The organism is Phycisphaerae bacterium (assembly GCA_012729815.1).
Classification (GTDB): Bacteria; Planctomycetota; Phycisphaerae; order JAAYCJ01; family JAAYCJ01; genus JAAYCJ01.
On record JAAYCJ010000085.1, the window covers coordinates 11,865 to 27,874 of the forward strand.

At 65.6% G+C, this 16,010-nt stretch carries 14 protein-coding genes; all 14 read left to right on the forward strand.

The features are described 5' to 3' along the window. The first annotated feature begins 30 nt into the window (after window positions 1–30). Window positions 31–2,952, forward strand: a complete 2,922-nt coding sequence (locus GXY33_06425; GenBank protein ID NLX04760.1) for a 4Fe-4S dicluster domain-containing protein — start codon at window positions 31–33, stop codon at window positions 2,950–2,952. Further along, window positions 2,949–4,334, forward strand: coding sequence for a polysulfide reductase NrfD (gene nrfD / locus GXY33_06430; GenBank protein NLX04761.1), 1,386 nt, complete (start codon window positions 2,949–2,951; stop codon window positions 4,332–4,334). Before GXY33_06425 ends, nrfD begins: the two co-directional genes overlap by 4 nt. Beyond that, window positions 4,327–4,893 (forward strand): DUF3341 domain-containing protein, encoded by a 567-nt coding sequence (locus GXY33_06435; protein NLX04762.1) that lies wholly within the window; start codon window positions 4,327–4,329, stop codon window positions 4,891–4,893. Before nrfD ends, GXY33_06435 begins: the two co-directional genes overlap by 8 nt. Next, the gene (locus GXY33_06440; GenBank protein ID NLX04763.1) at window positions 4,890–5,546 is read left to right on the forward strand and encodes a cytochrome c; all 657 of its coding nucleotides are present in this window, start codon (window positions 4,890–4,892) and stop codon (window positions 5,544–5,546) included. The genes GXY33_06435 and GXY33_06440 overlap by 4 nt, the downstream gene beginning before the upstream one ends. After that, window positions 5,543–6,757, forward strand: coding sequence for a quinol:cytochrome C oxidoreductase (locus GXY33_06445; protein ID NLX04764.1), 1,215 nt, complete (start codon window positions 5,543–5,545; stop codon window positions 6,755–6,757). The genes GXY33_06440 and GXY33_06445 overlap by 4 nt, the downstream gene beginning before the upstream one ends. A gap of 13 nt (window positions 6,758–6,770) precedes the next feature. Further along, window positions 6,771–7,565, forward strand: a complete 795-nt coding sequence (locus GXY33_06450) for an SCO family protein (protein ID NLX04765.1) — start codon at window positions 6,771–6,773, stop codon at window positions 7,563–7,565. Beyond that, window positions 7,562–9,196: a cytochrome c oxidase subunit I gene (locus GXY33_06455; GenBank protein NLX04766.1), complete on the forward strand. Its 1,635-nt coding sequence runs from the start codon at window positions 7,562–7,564 to the stop codon at window positions 9,194–9,196. Before GXY33_06450 ends, GXY33_06455 begins: the two co-directional genes overlap by 4 nt. Next, on the forward strand, window positions 9,174–9,821 hold the full coding sequence (locus GXY33_06460) for a cytochrome c oxidase subunit 3 family protein (protein NLX04767.1): 648 nt from the start codon (window positions 9,174–9,176) through the stop codon (window positions 9,819–9,821). The genes GXY33_06455 and GXY33_06460 overlap by 23 nt, the downstream gene beginning before the upstream one ends. 3 nt (window positions 9,822–9,824) lie before the next feature. Continuing rightward, complete coding sequence (locus GXY33_06465) at window positions 9,825–10,136, forward strand: cytochrome-c oxidase (GenBank protein ID NLX04768.1); 312 nt, start codon at window positions 9,825–9,827, stop codon at window positions 10,134–10,136. A gap of 31 nt (window positions 10,137–10,167) precedes the next feature. Beyond that, window positions 10,168–11,295, forward strand: a complete 1,128-nt coding sequence (coxB, locus tag GXY33_06470; protein NLX04769.1) for a cytochrome c oxidase subunit II — start codon at window positions 10,168–10,170, stop codon at window positions 11,293–11,295. Next, window positions 11,270–12,148 carry a protoheme IX farnesyltransferase gene (locus GXY33_06475; GenBank protein ID NLX04770.1) on the forward strand — a complete coding sequence of 293 codons (879 nt, stop codon included), beginning with the start codon at window positions 11,270–11,272 and terminating at the stop codon, window positions 12,146–12,148. The genes coxB and GXY33_06475 overlap by 26 nt, the downstream gene beginning before the upstream one ends. 106 nt (window positions 12,149–12,254) lie before the next feature. After that, window positions 12,255–13,130, forward strand: a complete 876-nt coding sequence (locus GXY33_06480; GenBank protein NLX04771.1) for an AraC family transcriptional regulator — start codon at window positions 12,255–12,257, stop codon at window positions 13,128–13,130. Window positions 13,131–13,215: 85 nt separating this feature from the next. Then, a complete protein-coding gene (locus GXY33_06485; protein NLX04772.1) occupies window positions 13,216–14,466 on the forward strand; it encodes a hypothetical protein in 1,251 nt (416 codons plus the stop codon). A gap of 225 nt (window positions 14,467–14,691) precedes the next feature. Next, on the forward strand, window positions 14,692–16,010 hold a 1,319-nt coding region (locus GXY33_06490; protein ID NLX04773.1), incomplete at its 3' end, for a hypothetical protein.

Below are 16,010 nucleotides of genomic sequence, written 5' to 3' on the forward strand. Positions count from 1 at the left end.
TCGTGACAGCAATGGTGAAAGGCCGAACGCATGACTGACCGCTTGCCGCAAGACGACCGGCCGATCGGCTGGTGGGAACTGCTGGCCTCGCGGCTCGACCCGCGGACGCTGGCCGAGATGACCGCCATGAGCCGCCGATCGGCGCTGAAGCTGATGGGGGCGTCGCTCGCCGTCGCGCTGGGCGTGCCCGGCTGCCGGCGCAAGCCCGAGCGCAAGATCGTCAGCCGCATCGACGGCCCGGAGTACCAGCATCCCGGCGAACCGCTGCAGTACTCCTCGACCTGGACCGAAGGGCCGCACCCTTACGGCATGCTCGTCGAGGCCATCGACGGCCGGCCGGTCAAGATCGAGGGCAACCCTTCGCACCCGATCAACGGCGAAGCCAGCAGCGCCGCCATGCAAGCCTCGATCTACTCGCTCTACGATCCCGACCGCCTGACCGCCCCGCTCAGGAGCGGCCAGCCGATCCCGTGGCCGCAGGCCGACGCCGAAATCCTCGCCGCCCTCAGATCGGCCAAACGCACCGCCCTGATCACCCGCGCGACCCTCGGACCATCCGAACGGGCGATGGTCGAACGGTTCATCCAAGCCGCGCCGGGCGCCCGCCACTTCGTTCACGAACCGGCCTTCGATGCCTCGCGACGGGCCGCCTGGCAGACCGTCTTCGGCCAACCGGGCGAACTGGTTCCGCAATTCGACCGCGCCAAAGTCATTGTCAGCCTCGGCAGCGACTTTCTGGGCACGGACGGCGCGGTGCTCGCGAACATCCGCCAGTTCTCATCACGCCGGGCCCTCGTCGACCAAGCGCCGACCGAGCTGTCGATGCCGCGGCTGTACGTCGTCGAGTCGGGCCTGACCGTCACCGGCGCCGCCGCCGACCATCGCCTTCGTGCTCGACCTTCCGAGTTGGCGACACTCGCCCGATACATCCGGGCCGGCCTGCGAACCGACACCCCGTCGACCGGATTTGTGGCCACCATGATCGATGACCTGCGCGAGGCGCGGGGCGAGGCCCTCGTGCTTGCCGGTCCGCAGCTGGGCGCGGACGTCCACGCCCTGGTCGCCCTGATCAACCGCGAGCTGGACGCCTACGGCCGAACGCTGGCCTGGAACCCTTCGCCGCCGACGCTGCCGCCCACCGACCGCAGCGAGATCGAATCCTACCTGGCCGACGGCGTCGACGTGCTGATCGTCCTGGGAACCAACCCGGTCTTCGACTGGCCCACGCCGCGCATCCGGTCGCTGATCGAAGGCGCCACGCTCTCGGTCGGTCAGGGGCTGTATCTGGATGAGACGCTGGCCGCCTGCACCTTCGCCCTGCCCGCCAGCCATAACCTCGAATCTTGGAACGACGCCTCGCCCAATCCAGCTGTCCATTCCGTCTGCCAGCCGGTGATCGCCCCGCTGCACGCCTCGCGCCAGGAAGCCGAGTCGCTGCTGCTTTGGACCAAGGTTCTCGCGCCGGACGATCCGGAGTTGACGGACCTTCGCGACTGGCACGACTTCGTCCGCCTCCAGTGGCAAAGACGCCTGTTTCCCGACGCAGCCGACTTCGAGGATCGCTGGATCGAGTCGCTGCGAACCGGCGTCGTCCTTCGCCCAGCCGAACCGCCGGTCCCGCCGATGGACGTCGCCGCCGCTGAGCGGCTCATCGCCACGGGAAGCCTGACTTCCGGCGAACTCGAACTGGTCATCGCCCCTCACCACGCCATCCACGACGGGCGTTTCGCCAACAACGGCTGGCTCCAGGAATTGCCCGATCCGATCTCCAAGCTCGTGTGGGACAACGCCGCCGCCGTCAGCCCCGCCACCGCCCAACGCTTCGACCTGGCCGAAGGCGACGTGGTCGAACTCCGCGCCGGCGAGGGCGTCGTCGAGATCCCCATCCTCCTTCAGCCGGGAACCGCGGACGGCGCGATCGTTGTCACCCTCGGCTACGGCCGAACCCGCGCCGGCCGGGTCGGCAACGCGGTCGGCGTCAACGTCGCGCCGCTCGTCCAACCCGGACCCACGCCCTGGCTCGCCTCCAACGTCTACCTCCGCAAACTCAACCGCCGCTATCCCCTGGTCCGCACCCAGGAACACGCCTCGATGGAAGACCGCCCGATCGTCCTGGCCGGCACGTTGAGCGAGTTCCGCGACCACCCCGATTTTGTCGAGCACCTCCACTACGAACATCCGAAAGCCGACATCTATCCGGAGTACAACTGGCAGGGCCCGCAATGGGCGATGGCCATCGACCAGACCCTCTGCATCGGCTGCGGCGCCTGCGTGATCGCCTGCCAGGCTGAGAACAACATTCCCGTGGTCGGCAAGCTCGAGTGCGAGCACAGCCGCAACATGCACTGGCTGCGCATCCACCGCTACTACGTCGGCGACCCCGAGAACCCGCGGGTCTACCATCAGCCGATGCCCTGCCAGCACTGCGAAAACGCCCCGTGCGAGAACGTCTGCCCGGTCAACGCCACCACGCACGACCTCGAGGGCCTCAACCAGATGGTCTATAACCGCTGCATCGGCACCCGCTACTGCTCCAACAACTGTCCGTACAAGGTCCGCCGGTTCAACTTCTTCGACTACCAGCGCCGCCTCCTGCGGGCGCCGGTCCAGGAACTCGCCTACAACCCCAACGTCACCGTGCGCTCCGTGGGCGTCATGGAGAAGTGCACGTTCTGCATCCAGCGGATCAACCAGGCCAAGTTCGCCGCCAAGAACAACAACGTCCCGATTCCCGACGGCGCGGTCAAGACCGCCTGCCAGCAGGCCTGTCCCGCCGGTGCGATCGTCTTCGGCGACCTGGCCGACCCGGCCAGCGTGGTGCGCCGATGGCACGCCTCCGGCCGGGCCTACAAGCTCCTGGCCGTGCTAAACACCCAGCCGCGGGTCGACTATCTGGCCCGCATCCGCAACCCGCACCCGGCCCTTGCGTCGTCGCAGGGAGGCCACGGATGACCCGCATCGAAGGCACGCCGCTGCCGACCCGCGAGGCGCTCGTCCTGGGCGAGGTCGATTTCCGCCGGCTCGACGACGATATCAACCGCCCGCTCGAGTCGTTTCCCACCCTCCGCTGGTGGGCCGCCTTCGCCGTCACGTCCTCAATGGCCCTCATGCTGTTGTTCTGCCTCGGCCTGACCGTGGCCCGCGGCGTCGGCATATGGGGCGTCAACATTCCGGTCGGGTGGGGCTGGGCCATCGTCAACTTCGTCTTCTGGATCGGCATCGGCCACGCCGGCACCCTCATCAGCGCGATCCTCTTCCTGCTCCGCCAGCGCTGGCGCACGGGCATCGCCCGCTTCGCTGAGGCCATGACCATCTTCGCCGTGGTCTGCGCCCTGATCTTTCCCCTCTTCCACACCGGCCGGCCGTGGCTCGCCTGGTACTGGCTGCTGCCGCTGCCCAACGCGCACGGCATCTGGCCCAACTTCCGCTCGCCGCTGCTGTGGGACGTCTTTGCCGTCAGCACCTACGGCCTGGTCTCGCTGCTGTTCTGGTACACCGGTCTGATTCCGGACATCGCCACCGCCCGCGACCGGGCCCGCCATCCGCTCCGCAAGGTCTTCTACGGCGTTTTAAGCCTCGGCTGGACCGGCAGCGCCCGGGCCTGGAGCCACTACGAGCGGGCCTACCTGCTCTTTGCCGGCCTGGCCACGCCGCTGGTATTGAGCGTCCACAGCGTGGTTTCGTTCGACTTCGCGACCTCCGTCGTACCCGGCTGGCACGTGACCATCTTCCCGCCCTACTTCGTGGCCGGAGCGATCTTCAGCGGCCTGGCCCTGGTGGCCACGCTGATCATCATCATGCGCCGCATGTTCCGCCTGCAGCACGTGATCACCATCCGCCACCTGGAGATCATGAACAAGCTGGTGGTCGCCACCTCGCTGATGGTCGGCTACGCGTACCTGACCGAAATCTTCATCGCCTGGTACGCGGGCAGCCTCTACGAGTACTTCAGCATGACCAACCGCATGTTCGGCCCCTATGCCTGGGCCTACTGGATCATGATCGCCTGCAACGCCGTCTTTCCGCAACTGCTGTGGATCGGCCGCGTGCGCCGCTCGATCCTCCTGATGTACCCGATCGTGATCCTGGTCAACGTCGGCATGTGGTTCGAGCGGTTCGTCATCATCGCCAGCAGCCTCAGCCGCGACTACCTGCCCGCCAACTGGCACTACTACCGGCCGACGTGGGTCGACGTCGGCATCTTCGTCGGCAGCTTCGGACTGTTCCTGACCCTCATGCTCCTGTTCGTGCGATTGCTGCCCACCGTCTCGCTGGCCGAGCTCAAGAGCGTCCTGCCCAACGCCCAGCCGGCAAGGAGGGCCCGCCATGGCTGAGCGCCTCAAAACCGTCGGCGTGGTCGGGCTCTTCGACGATCCGCAAACGCTCCTCGCCGCCGCCGCGGCCGTCCGCGACGAAGGCTACGAGCGGTGGGACTGCCACACGCCCTATCCCGTCCACGGCCTCGACCGCGCCATGAACAATCCGCCCAGTCCGATCCCCGCCATCGGCCTGGCGGCGGGCCTGATAGGGGCGGTCGCCGGCATGCTCATGCAGTGGTGGACCTCCGTGGTCGACTATCCGATCCTGATCGGCGGCAAACCGCTGTTCAGTTGGCCCGCGTTCGTGCCGATCACCTTCGAGCTGTTCGTCCTCTTTGCCGCGTTGGCCACCATGGCCGGCATGATCGGCTTTTGCCGCCTGGGCCGCTGGCGATCGCCGCTGCACGGCTCGAACGTGATGGCCGAGGTCACCGGGGCCCGCTTCGCCATCGTCCTGGACGCCCGCGACAAGCGGTTCAGCGAAATCGCCGCCCGTCGGCTCCTCGAAAAGTCCGGCTGCCGCGACGTCCGGCCGCTGCACGAAACACAGCAAGAGGACCGCTCGATCATATGAACTGGATCCGCCGAAAACTCGAGACCTGGTCGCCGACCTTCTCGCCCACCGTCTACAAGGGCATACTGGCGGCGATCGTCTCAGCCGCGTTCGTCATTCCGCTGGGCCTCGTGGCCCTGCCCTATATCGAATTCTTCAACGGCATGGCCGTTCAGCCCAAGGGCAAGACCCAACAGCTCTACGGCCGGCTCTTCGGCGAGGAACTCGTGGTCAACCGCCCGCCCGTACCCGGCACCGTCCCGCGCCACTACGAGCCGTACCCCTTTCCCGGCGCCGACGAACGGACGGAACTGCTCGCCGCCGAGGGACTGATCGACCCCACCCGTCCCACGCGCGAGAACCTCCGGCGCGGCCGCGAACTCTACAACATCTTCTGCATCGTCTGCCACGGTCCAATCGGACTCGCCGATGGGCCCGTTGTCGGACCCAACCGCTATCCCGCGCCGCCCAGCCTCCACGAAACGGCCAGGAACTACACCGACGCCCGCATCGTCCACATCATCAGCCAGGGCAAGGGCCTGATGCCCCTCTACGGCGATAAGATCGAGTTTCAGGACTGCTGGGCCGTCATCTACTACGTCCGCGCCCTGCAACGCGCACTGGCCGCCGCCACCCAACCGGCCGCCGCGCCAACCCCCGAGCCTTCGCCATGACCAACGAACCGATCGGACAACCCGGGTTGCCCCACTCGCGGCTGACCCTCAAACGGATGGCTGCCGTGGCGGTCCTGCTGATCGCAGCTGGGGCGGTCCTCTCGCTGCTGGGCCTGTTGCGTCCGGCCTGGCAGCCGCGGCTGACCGCTGGATGGCTCTGGGCCTTCACCTTCACCTGGACCGTCCTGCTCGGCTGTCTGTTCTTCGTCGCCCTTCAGCACGTCACCGCCTCGGTCTGGTCGGTGGTCATCCGCCGCGCAGCCGAGATGCTCGCCCGCCCGATCTGGATCCTGGCCCTGCTGTTTGTCCCGATCGCCCTGATCGTCGCCGGAGTCATCGACGTGCCCCTTTTTCCCTGGACCGGTCCTGAACCGCCCGAGCATTGGATCGGAGGCAAGACAATCCACCTGTATCCGAACCTCTTCGTCGCCCGCGGAGCGCTGTACTTCATCGTCTGGATCGCCTTCGCCCGCTTCTTTGTCGATACCTCCATCCACCAGGACGAGACCGCCGACCCGCAACTGACGGACAGGATGCGCCGGTATTCCACCGTGTTCATGCTCCTGTTCGCCCTCACCGGCTCGCTGGCCGCGGTCGATTGGCTCATGAGTCTGGCGCCGGCCTGGTACAGCACGATCTTCCCCGTCTACGTCTTCGCCGGATCGGTAGTCGCTGCGCTGGCCGCCATTACCCTCGCGACGATCTGGCTCCGCTCGCTCGGCCTCCTCGGCGATGGTATCGTCACCGCCGACCACCTCTACAGTCTCGGCGGCCTGCTGTTCGCGTTCTCCTGCTTCTGGGCCTACATCGCCTTCAGCCAGTACATGCTGATCTGGTACGGCAACATTCCCGAGGAGACTGTCTGGTTCATCCGCCGCCTCCATGGGCCCTGGTACCCTCTGACGATCCTACTGGCCGCCATCCGGTTCGTCGCGCCGTTCCTGCTGCTGCTTCCGCGCCGGGCGAAAACGGCGCCGCGGCTGCTCGTCGGCGTCTGCGCCCTCCTGCTGCTCGGGCAACTGCTAGACCTCTACTGGCTGATCGCGCCCGAACTGCCGCCGGGCGTCCCGCGGCTGGGTTTGCCCGAACTGGCTCCGCTGCTTTTGATGCTGGGAATCGTACTGCTCTACGTGGTAAAATTCGTGGGTGGACATCGGATGCTTCCGGTGGGGGACCCGCTGTTCGAGGAGTCCCGGCACTTTCACCTGTAAGGGGGTGTGAACAATGATGTGGAAACCGGTACTGCTCACGGTCATTTGGTTGATCGTCCTGGCTGCGCCCAGCCTGGCCCAGACCACCGCCACGGCGCCTGTGCCCGAGGTCGTGGAAAAACTCGGCCAGACCATCCCGATGGACCTGACCTTCACCGACGAGAACGGCCAAACCGTCACGCTCGGCGAACTGATCGACAAGCCCACCGTCCTGACGCTGGTCTACTACGGCTGTCCCGGCATTTGCAGCCCGCTCCTCCGCGAGGTCGCCTCCGTGGTGGTCAAAACGCCGCTGGAGCCCGGCCAGGACTACGAACTGGTCACCGTAAGCTTCGATCCGCGCGAAGGCACGGAACTGGCCCAACTGGCCAACAAAGCCATCCGCCAATCCGCCAAGCGCACCATCCCCGACGGCGCCTGGCATTTCCTCACCGGCCGGCCCGAAAACATCAATAAACTCACCGACGCCGTCGGCTTCCACTACGTCCCTGACGGCGACGACTTCATCCACCCCGCCACCGTTATCTTCCTGACCAAAGACGGCAAGATCGTCCGCTACCTCAACGGCTTGGAGATCCTGCCCGCCGACCTCCAGCTCGCCGTCACCGACGCCACCGCCGGACGGGCCCGGTCGTTCATGCAGCGGATCCAGCGGATCTGCTACTCCTACGACCCAGCCGAACGCACCTACGTCTTTAAGATCAACCGCATCATCCTCTTCGCCACCCTCCTGTTCGTGGCCGTCTTCGGCGGCTTTCTGCTCTGGCGAGGCAGGAAACCCGCACCGCCTTCGGAGAAACCGTCATGAGTGATGCACCTATCCAACTCGATCAGCCAAACGCGCCATCCTACCTGCAGCGAGGTGGGATATTCTCGTGGCTGCTGACCACCGACCACAAGCGGATCGGCGTGCTCTACCTGATCAGCATCACCGCCCTGTTTCTCTTCGGCGTCTCGATGGCCTTCACCTTCCGACTCGAACTGCTCTCTCCCGGCATGCAACTGATGTCCCTGGAAACCTACAACCGCATGCTCACCCTTCACGGGGTGACCATGATCTTCCTGTTCATCATCCCAGCCATTCCGTCAATCTTCGGCAACTTCCTGCTGCCCATCATGCTCGGAGCCAACGACGTCTACTTCCCTCGCCTCAATCTGCTCTCGTGGTACTGCTACGTCGTCGGAGCGCTGATGGCCCTGGCCTCCGTCGCCTACGGCGGACCCAACACCGGCTGGACCTTCTACGTCCCCTTCAGCGTCGAGACCGAAGCCAACATCTTCATCCCGCTCTCCGCCGTGGTCGTCCTGGGATGGTCCTCGATCCTCACGGGCCTCAACTTCGTGACCACCGTCCACCGCCTCCGCGCCCCGGGCCAGACCTGGTTCCGCTTGCCCCTGTTCGTCTGGGCCCTCTACGCCACCGCCTGGACCCAGCTCCTGGTCACGCCGGTGCTAGCGATCACGCTCGTCCTGGTCGTTCTCGACCGCCTGCTGAATATCGGCATGTTCGACCCCGGCCGCGGCGGCGATCCCATCCTCTACCAGCACCTGTTCTGGATCTACTCCCACCCCGCCGTCTACATCATGATTCTGCCCGCCATGGGCGCCGTCTCCGAAATCATCCCCACCTTCGCCCGGCGAACCATCTTCGGCTACAAGTTCATCGCCATGTCCTCGGTCGCCATCGCCGGTATCGGATCGCTGGTCTGGGGACATCACATGTTCACCAGCGGCCAGTCCGACACCGCCCGTATCGTCTTTTCCTTCCTGACCTTCCTGGTCGCCGTGCCCAGCGGCGTGAAGGTCTTCAACTGGGTCGCCACCCTCTACAAGGGCTCCATCGTCCTGCACGTCGCCCTCGTCTTCACCCTCATGTTCATCGTCCTGTTCACCATCGGCGGCCTGACCGGCCTGATGCAGGGCGCCCTGGCCCTCAACATCCACATCCACGACACCGCCTTCATCGTCGCCCACTTCCACTACGTCATGTTCGGCGGGGCCGGCGTGATGTTCTTCGCCGCCCTCCACTACTGGTGGCCCAAGATGTTCGGCCGGCTCTACAACACCTCCGTCGCCCTCGCCGCCGCCCTGATCTTCTTCGTGGGCTTTAATCTGCTCTATTTCCCGCTGCTCGTTGCGGGTCTCGAGGGCATGCCGCGACGCTACGGCGACTACCTGCCCTACTACACCGTCTACCACCAGCTCTCCACCGTCGGCTCGTGGATCCTCGTCTTCGCCATCCTGCTGATGTTCGCCAACCTCGTCCGGTCTCTCCGCAGCGGACCCCGCGCGCCGCGCAATCCCTGGGGCAGCACCAGCATCGAATGGTTCATCAGCTCGCCGCCGAGAGAGGAGAACTTCGAACACACGCCGGAAATCAGAGCCAAGCCCTACACCTACCCGCAAGAGGTCCAGGATGACCCGCCGCCATCCATCTGAACAACTCATCGCCGAGGCGACCCGCCCGCCGCACGGTCACGCCGACCCCTTCGGCGCCCGCATGGGCATGTGGCTGTTCCTCTTCACCGAGGTCCTGCTCTTCGGCACCCTCTTTCTCGTCTACGCCGTCTACCTCGAGACCTACACCCGCGAGTTCAACCGCGGCTCCACCACCCTCGCTGTGCCCGTCGGAGCCGTCAACACCCTCATCCTCCTGACCAGCAGCCTGACCATGGCCCTGGCCGTCGCCGCCCTCCATCGGGCCCGCCGACGCCTCTCAATGGCCCTGCTGGCCGCCACCATCGCCCTGGCCGCCGCCTTCCTGGTCATCAAAGCCTTCGAATGGGCCGACAAGTTCGACCACCACATCTATCCCGGCTCCGAGATCTTTGCCGAGGCCGCGACGGGCTACGAGTTGTTCTTCAACCTCTACTTCGTGATGACCGGCCTGCACGCCCTGCACGTGGCGGTCGGCGCCGGCGTGATCGCCGCCGCCATCCTCCTGGTCGCCCGCTCCGCCGATCCGCAGCGGCGCGTCGCCCTGCTGGAGAACACCGGCCTCTACTGGCACCTGGTGGATATGGTCTGGATCTACCTGTTTCCCCTGTTCTATCTGATCGGATGAGCCATGAGCGACGACGCCGAACAAACCCAAGTCGCCAAACCCCATCACCCGCCGATCCCGCCAGGTCTCTACGTGAAGGTCTGGATCGCCCTGGTGCTCCTGACCGGCGTGACCGTCACCGTCAGCTATCTCGACATGCAGAAGTTCACCGTCTTTACCGCCATGCTCATCGCCACCGTCAAAGCCTCGCTCGTCCTGCTCTACTTCATGCACATCCGATTTGAAAAGGTCGTATTCCAGCTCATGATCCTGTTCACCCTGATCATCTACGCCATCTTCATCTTCCTGACCTTCGCCGACTATTCGTACCGGTAAACGGGAACGCTATGCAACAACAGGTGAAACCATGATCGCCGCCGTCGCCGACATCACCCGCGAGATCGATCGCGCATTCTACATCATCACCGCGATCTGCATCGTCCTGTTCGTCGTCATCACCGTGGCCATGGTCGTCTTCGTGATCCGCTACCACCACTCCCGCACCCGCACCACAGCCCAGATCCGCGTCAACTATCCGCTGGAGATCACCTGGACCGTCATTCCCACCGCCATCGTCATCTTCATGTTCTTCATCGGTTACGAGGGGTTCCGCATCCTCCGCTCGCCGCCGCCCGACGCCAAAATCGTCCGCGTCATCGGCCAGCAGTGGGTCTGGAGCTTCTTCTATCCGGAAGAACAGATCACCTCCGAGCGCCTGGTCCTGCCCGTCGGCCGGGCCGTCAAGTTCGAACTCGAGACCCGCGACGTGATCCACAGCTTCTACCTGCCCGCCTTCCGCGTCAAGGAGGACATGGTGCCCGGACGCGACACCTTTTTGTGGCTCGAACCGCAGGAGACCGGAACCTACACCATCTTCTGCGCCGAGTTTTGCGGCAAGGGCCACGCCACCATGATCGCCGAGATGGACGTGGTCACGCTCGAACAGTACGAGCAATGGGTGCGCGACAAAATCGCCGAGCGATATCGGCCGATCGTCGTCGCCGAGGCCATGGACCCCAACTCCCAAGCCATCCGGCAGCGCAACGCACCCGAGCTGTTCCTGACCTACTGCGCGGTCTGCCACGGCGAACGGGGCGAAGGCGGCCTCGTCGAAAACGCCCGCAACTTCCAGGATCCCGCCGGCTGGGTCCGCAGCCCCACCGTGCCCGATGTCTTCCGCACCCTCACCGAAGGGATCGAAGGCACGCGGATGAACTCGTTCCGGCAACTGCCCGCGCCGGACCGCTTCGCCCTCGCCCACCACGTCCGCTCGTTCCTGCCGCCCAATCAGCGGCCCGAGGCCCCGCCCCAAACCGTCGCCGCTCTCGTCGACGAGTACGACCTGGAAAAACCGCCCGCGCCGCCGCCGCAGATCGACATTGAAGAGGCCATCGAAACCTTCATCCGTGAAACCGAGCGAGGACCGGCCCCTCAACAGCCGCCGACCACCGCTCCAGGCACGAGGCACAATGGAAACACCACGCAACCGCAATGACGGCTGGCTCGACGCGCTCCTGCAACTGACCAAGGCAAGGATTACCCTGGCCGTCACCGGTTCGACCGCCACCGGCTGGATCCTCTTCGCCCAGACCGTCTCGCTCCCGATCCTCTATCCGATCGTCGGCGTCTTCCTGCTCGCCTGTGGATGCGCCGCCCTCAACGAGGTCCAGGAGGCCCGCCTCGACGCGAAAATGGCCCGCACCGCCGGTCGGCCGATCCCCGCCGGCCGCATCGACCCCCTGGCCGCCCTCTTTTTCGCCGTCACCTTCATCCTGCTGGGCTTCTACTTCCTCGCCTCCATCGACCGCCACCTGCCCGCGGTGCTCCTGCTCGGCCTGCTCGCCGTGGTCTGGTACAACGGCGTCTACACCTACCTCAAGCGCCGCACCCCCTTCGCCGTCCTGCCCGGCGCCCTGGTCGGCGCCATCCCGCCGATCATCGGCTGGGCCGCCGCAGGAGGACTCCCAAGCGACCCAGCCATCCTGCTGGTCGCGTGCTTCTTCTTCATCTGGCAGGTCCCCCACTTCTGGCTGCTGATGCTCATGCGGGCCGACGAATACGCCCGCGCCGGCCTGCCCACTCCCGCCACCGTCTTTGCGCCGCGGCAACTCTCGCGCATTACCTTCATCTGGATCCTGGCCACCGCCGCCGCCGGACTGGTCCTGACCCTCCTGATCCGCCTGAGCCTTCCCTGGAACGTCCTGACCTTCGCCGCCTCCATCTGGCTGGCCCTCCAAGCCGTCCGCATCCTCCGCACCACCCAGCCGCCCGACCGCCGCGCGTTCGCCCAACTCATCGCCTACGCCGCAATGGTCATGCTCTTCCTCTGCCTCAACGCCCTGACCTGACCGCCCCACAGAACGCCCCAAAACGCTGGAAACAGTGGACAAATCCGACTACGATGGAAAAGGGGACATTCTACTTTTTCGGGTGGACCGGACTGAGACCGACACGATGACCGAACTGGCAACGACCAACCCAGCCGACCCGCCGTGGCTGACCATCCGGCGCGGCACGCTCGCCGCCGCCGACAACGGCGGCCTGTTCGTCTCGCCCGGCTACGGCCGCCATCCGCGCCGCTGCATCGACAGCTTCGAGATCATCCTCATGCGCGAAGGCCAAATGACCATCGCCGAAGACGACCGCGTCTTTGAGCTCGCCCAACACGACGCCCTCGTCCTCCTCGCCGGACGACAGCATCAGGGCCTCAGCGACTACGACCGCCGCACCAGCTTCTACTGGGTCCACTTCCGCCTCAGACCCAAACAGCACGCCATCGCCGCCACCGACCAGTCCGCCGACACCAACATCAGCATCCCGCAGTTAAGCCGACCCGGCCGGCCCGAACGCCTCGTCGAACTCTTCCGCCGCTTCCTCCACGACCAGGAGCAGGGTTTCGCCTCGCCCGTCGAAGCCGACCTGCTGGTCACCTCCATGCTCGCCGAACTCGCCTTCCACCACCGCGCCGAACCCCACGGCGCCAAAGCCGAAGCCCTCGCCGGACAGGTCCGCTCCTTCATTGACGGAGCCTTCTGCCGGCCCGACCTCTCGCCCGGCCTCGTCGCCGCCGAACTCGACCTCAACGCCGACTACCTCGGCCGCGTCTTCAAGCGCGTCGCGGGCCAAACCCTCGGCCAATACATCAACGCCCGCCGACTCCGCGAGGCCCGACGCCTCCTCCAGGAGTCCGACCTGACCGTCAACCAGGTCGCCCGCGCCGCCGGCTTCGCCGATCCGGGCTACTTCCGCCGCATCTTCCGCCGCCACTTCGGCGCCAAACCCGGCGACCTCCGCCGGCTCTACTTCCGCGTCCACGTCAACGTCCGATGACCCAACCGAAACCCCCTTGCAGCCGATCCGTCCAACGCTAGAATATCCTCACGATCAACGGACACTCAAACCGCTGGAGCATCCGATGGCGAACAACCGACAGGCAATCGACCCAGCCGACCGGCACATCCTCCGCGACCTGGCCAGCCGACTGGCCAACCACGCCGCCGACCCTGTCATGGACGAACGCCGACGCGCCTGGCGGCGACTCGCCGCGCGAGACCCGCAGCGGCCCATGATCCTCGCCGAAACCGGCGGCGTCCTCGATGAACTGATCCCCGTCGCCACGCTCCGCTGCTCGACGCGATGGCAGCCTTTCGAGCGCAGCCTCCGCGAGTTGATCTTCCGCGTCGAGGAGGTCCGCGATGACTTCGTCCTCGAACCCTTCATCAACTGCGGCTGGCACGTCGGCATCAGCGACTACGGCGTCCCCTTTGAACAGCATCGCGGCGACAACGCCGGCAAACTCGGCAGCTACGTCTGGGAGTCGCCGCTCAAGAACTTCCCAGCCGACCTCGACAAACTTCACCCGCGCCGCTGCCACGTCGACCGCGACTCCACCCTCGCCGCCAAGACCGAACTCGAAGAACTCTTCGACGGCATCCTCCCCGTCCGCATGCGAGGCGGCTTCCAGTGGACCCAGGGCATGACCTGGCCCGCCATCCAACTGGTCGGCCTCGAACAGTTCATGGTGCTCATGATGGACGACCCGCAAACCGTCCACCGCCTCATGGCCTTCCTCCGCGACGACCACATCGCCGTCAACACATGGCTCGAACGCGAAGGCCTGCTGACCCTCAACAACGAAAACGACTACATCGGCTCGGGCAGCCAGGGCTACACCGATGAACTCCCGCAAGCCGGCTGGAAGGAAGGCGACCCCGTCCGCCTCAAGGACCTCTGGGCCCTCTCGGAGTCCCAGGAAACCGTCGGCGTCGGACCCGATATGTTCGAGGAATTCGTCTTCCAGTATCAGCTTCCCGTGATCGAGCGGTTCGGCCTGTGCTACTACGGCTGCTGTGAACCCGTCCACAATCGCTGGCACGTCGTCAAACGAATCCCGAACCTCCGCCGGATCTCCGTCTCGCCCTGGTGCGACCAGGCCTTCATGGCCGACGCCCTCGGCCGCGACTACATCTTCTGCCGCAAACCCAACCCCACCCTCATCAGCGTCGAACGCTTCGACGAGGGCCTCATCCGTCGCGACATCCGCGAGACCCTCCATGCCGCCGGCGACTGCCCCCTCGAATTCGCCATGAAAGACGTCCACACCCTCTGCGATCAACCCAGCCGCCTCGGCCGATGGGTCCAGATCGTCCGCGAAGAAACCACCTGACCGCACCTGAGCAAAACTCCTCCCCCATCTCCGCATGCTCCGCGCCCCCTCTTTCCCACCTTCGCTACCTTCGCGATCTTCTGTTCAAACTCTTCTCCCGCCTTCTCCGCGTGCTCCGCGTGCTCCGTGCCAATCCAAAACGAATTCCCGTTGACTGCCGTATCTCATCCGTCAAAATAGTCACAACAATCGCCGCAACGTGGACCAAATGCCGGGAGCCGAACCATGCACGACCCACACCTGCACCTGTTCATCAACGACAGCGAAATCCTCGCCCGCTCCGACCTGCACCGCATGGTTCAGCCGCTCCGCAAAGAGCACGGCAACCCCGTCCTCACGCCCAACCAGAAAGACGAAGGCACCGCCATCGGCTACTCCTCCATGCTCCACGACCCGCACGACAACCGCTACAAGCTCTGGTACATGGCCCACGAGGACGGCCTGATCCGCCTCGCCACCTCACCCGACGCCGTCAACTGGACCCGCTGCGGCTTCGCTACCGCCGACGAGTTCCAGACCCGCTGCGACAACCTCGGCCTCGCCCCCGTCGGCAAGCGCGTCGATCCCTTCTTCAAAAATGCCCGCTTCGTCGGCTTCGCCTACTACGTCAATCAGCTCGCCGGCGACCGCGGTCAGGGCATCCACTTCCTCCGCTGCAACGACGGCAAGACCCTCGAACCCCATCTGCCCGGCCCGCTGCCCGGCGTCGGCGACCGATCCAGCATCCTCTACGACCACGTCGCCGACGAATATCTCTTTGTTAGCCGACCGCCGCGCCTGGGCTTTAGGAAGGATGAACCCGTCAAACCGCGACTCGCCAACCTCTGGAAGAGCGCCGACCTCGTCCATTGGGACGATTGCGGCGTCGTCCTCGGCCATGACGACCTCGACCCGCGCGACGTCCAGATCTACGGCCTTCAGCCGTTCCGCTACGGCCGCGGTTTCCTCGGCTTCGCCGAAATCTACCATGAAGCCGTCGAACGACTCGACACCCAACTCGTCTGGTCCGACGACGGCCTGCGCTGGCATCGCACCATCCCGCGTGACCCCGTCCTGCCGCTCGGCGGCGAAGGCGGCTGGGACACCCACTGGGTCGTCCCCACCCACAACACGCCCATCGAGCAGGGCGACCGCCTCCTCGTCCCGTACGTCGCCGCATGCACCAAGCACGCCTCCGGCAAACGCCACGTCCGCGCCATCGGCCTGGCCTCCATCCGACGCGACGGCTGGGTCAGTCTCGAAGCCGGCCGACGTCCCGGCCGACTCGTCACCACCGACCTGCCCCTCGACCGCCCCATGCAGCTCCACGTCAACGTCGATTGCCGAAGCGGCTACCTCCAAGCCGAAATCCTCCACGCCGACGGACCCAACGCCGGCCAACCCATCACCGGCTACGAAGAATCCGCCGCCCGAATCGAATCCCTCGACGCCACCAACCATCAGATCACCTGGAACCAAAACCCCACCATCGCCCCCACCCCCACCAAAACCTGCCGCCTCCGCCTCACCGCCTACCAAGCCTCCCTCTTCGCCTACCACTGGTC

Bases quoted from the DNA above. Each gene is read 5' to 3' on its own strand.
- GXY33_06435 (NLX04762.1), top strand. From the start codon at position 4,327: ATGGCTGAGCGCCTCAAAACCGTCGGCGTGGTCGGGCTCTTCGACGAT.
- GXY33_06445 (NLX04764.1), top strand. From the start codon at position 5,543: ATGACCAACGAACCGATCGGACAACCCGGGTTGCCCCACTCGCGGCTG.
- GXY33_06465 (NLX04768.1), top strand. From the start codon at position 9,825: ATGAGCGACGACGCCGAACAAACCCAAGTCGCCAAACCCCATCACCCG.
- nrfD (NLX04761.1), top strand. From the start codon at position 2,949: ATGACCCGCATCGAAGGCACGCCGCTGCCGACCCGCGAGGCGCTCGTC.
- coxB (NLX04769.1), top strand. From the start codon at position 10,168: ATGATCGCCGCCGTCGCCGACATCACCCGCGAGATCGATCGCGCATTC.
- GXY33_06440 (NLX04763.1), top strand. From the start codon at position 4,890: ATGAACTGGATCCGCCGAAAACTCGAGACCTGGTCGCCGACCTTCTCG.
- GXY33_06460 (NLX04767.1), top strand. From the start codon at position 9,174: ATGACCCGCCGCCATCCATCTGAACAACTCATCGCCGAGGCGACCCGC.
- GXY33_06475 (NLX04770.1), top strand. From the start codon at position 11,270: ATGGAAACACCACGCAACCGCAATGACGGCTGGCTCGACGCGCTCCTG.
- GXY33_06450 (NLX04765.1), top strand. From the start codon at position 6,771: ATGATGTGGAAACCGGTACTGCTCACGGTCATTTGGTTGATCGTCCTG.
- GXY33_06485 (NLX04772.1), top strand. From the start codon at position 13,216: ATGGCGAACAACCGACAGGCAATCGACCCAGCCGACCGGCACATCCTC.
- GXY33_06480 (NLX04771.1), top strand. From the start codon at position 12,255: ATGACCGAACTGGCAACGACCAACCCAGCCGACCCGCCGTGGCTGACC.
- GXY33_06425 (NLX04760.1), top strand. From the start codon at position 31: ATGACTGACCGCTTGCCGCAAGACGACCGGCCGATCGGCTGGTGGGAA.
- GXY33_06455 (NLX04766.1), top strand. From the start codon at position 7,562: ATGAGTGATGCACCTATCCAACTCGATCAGCCAAACGCGCCATCCTAC.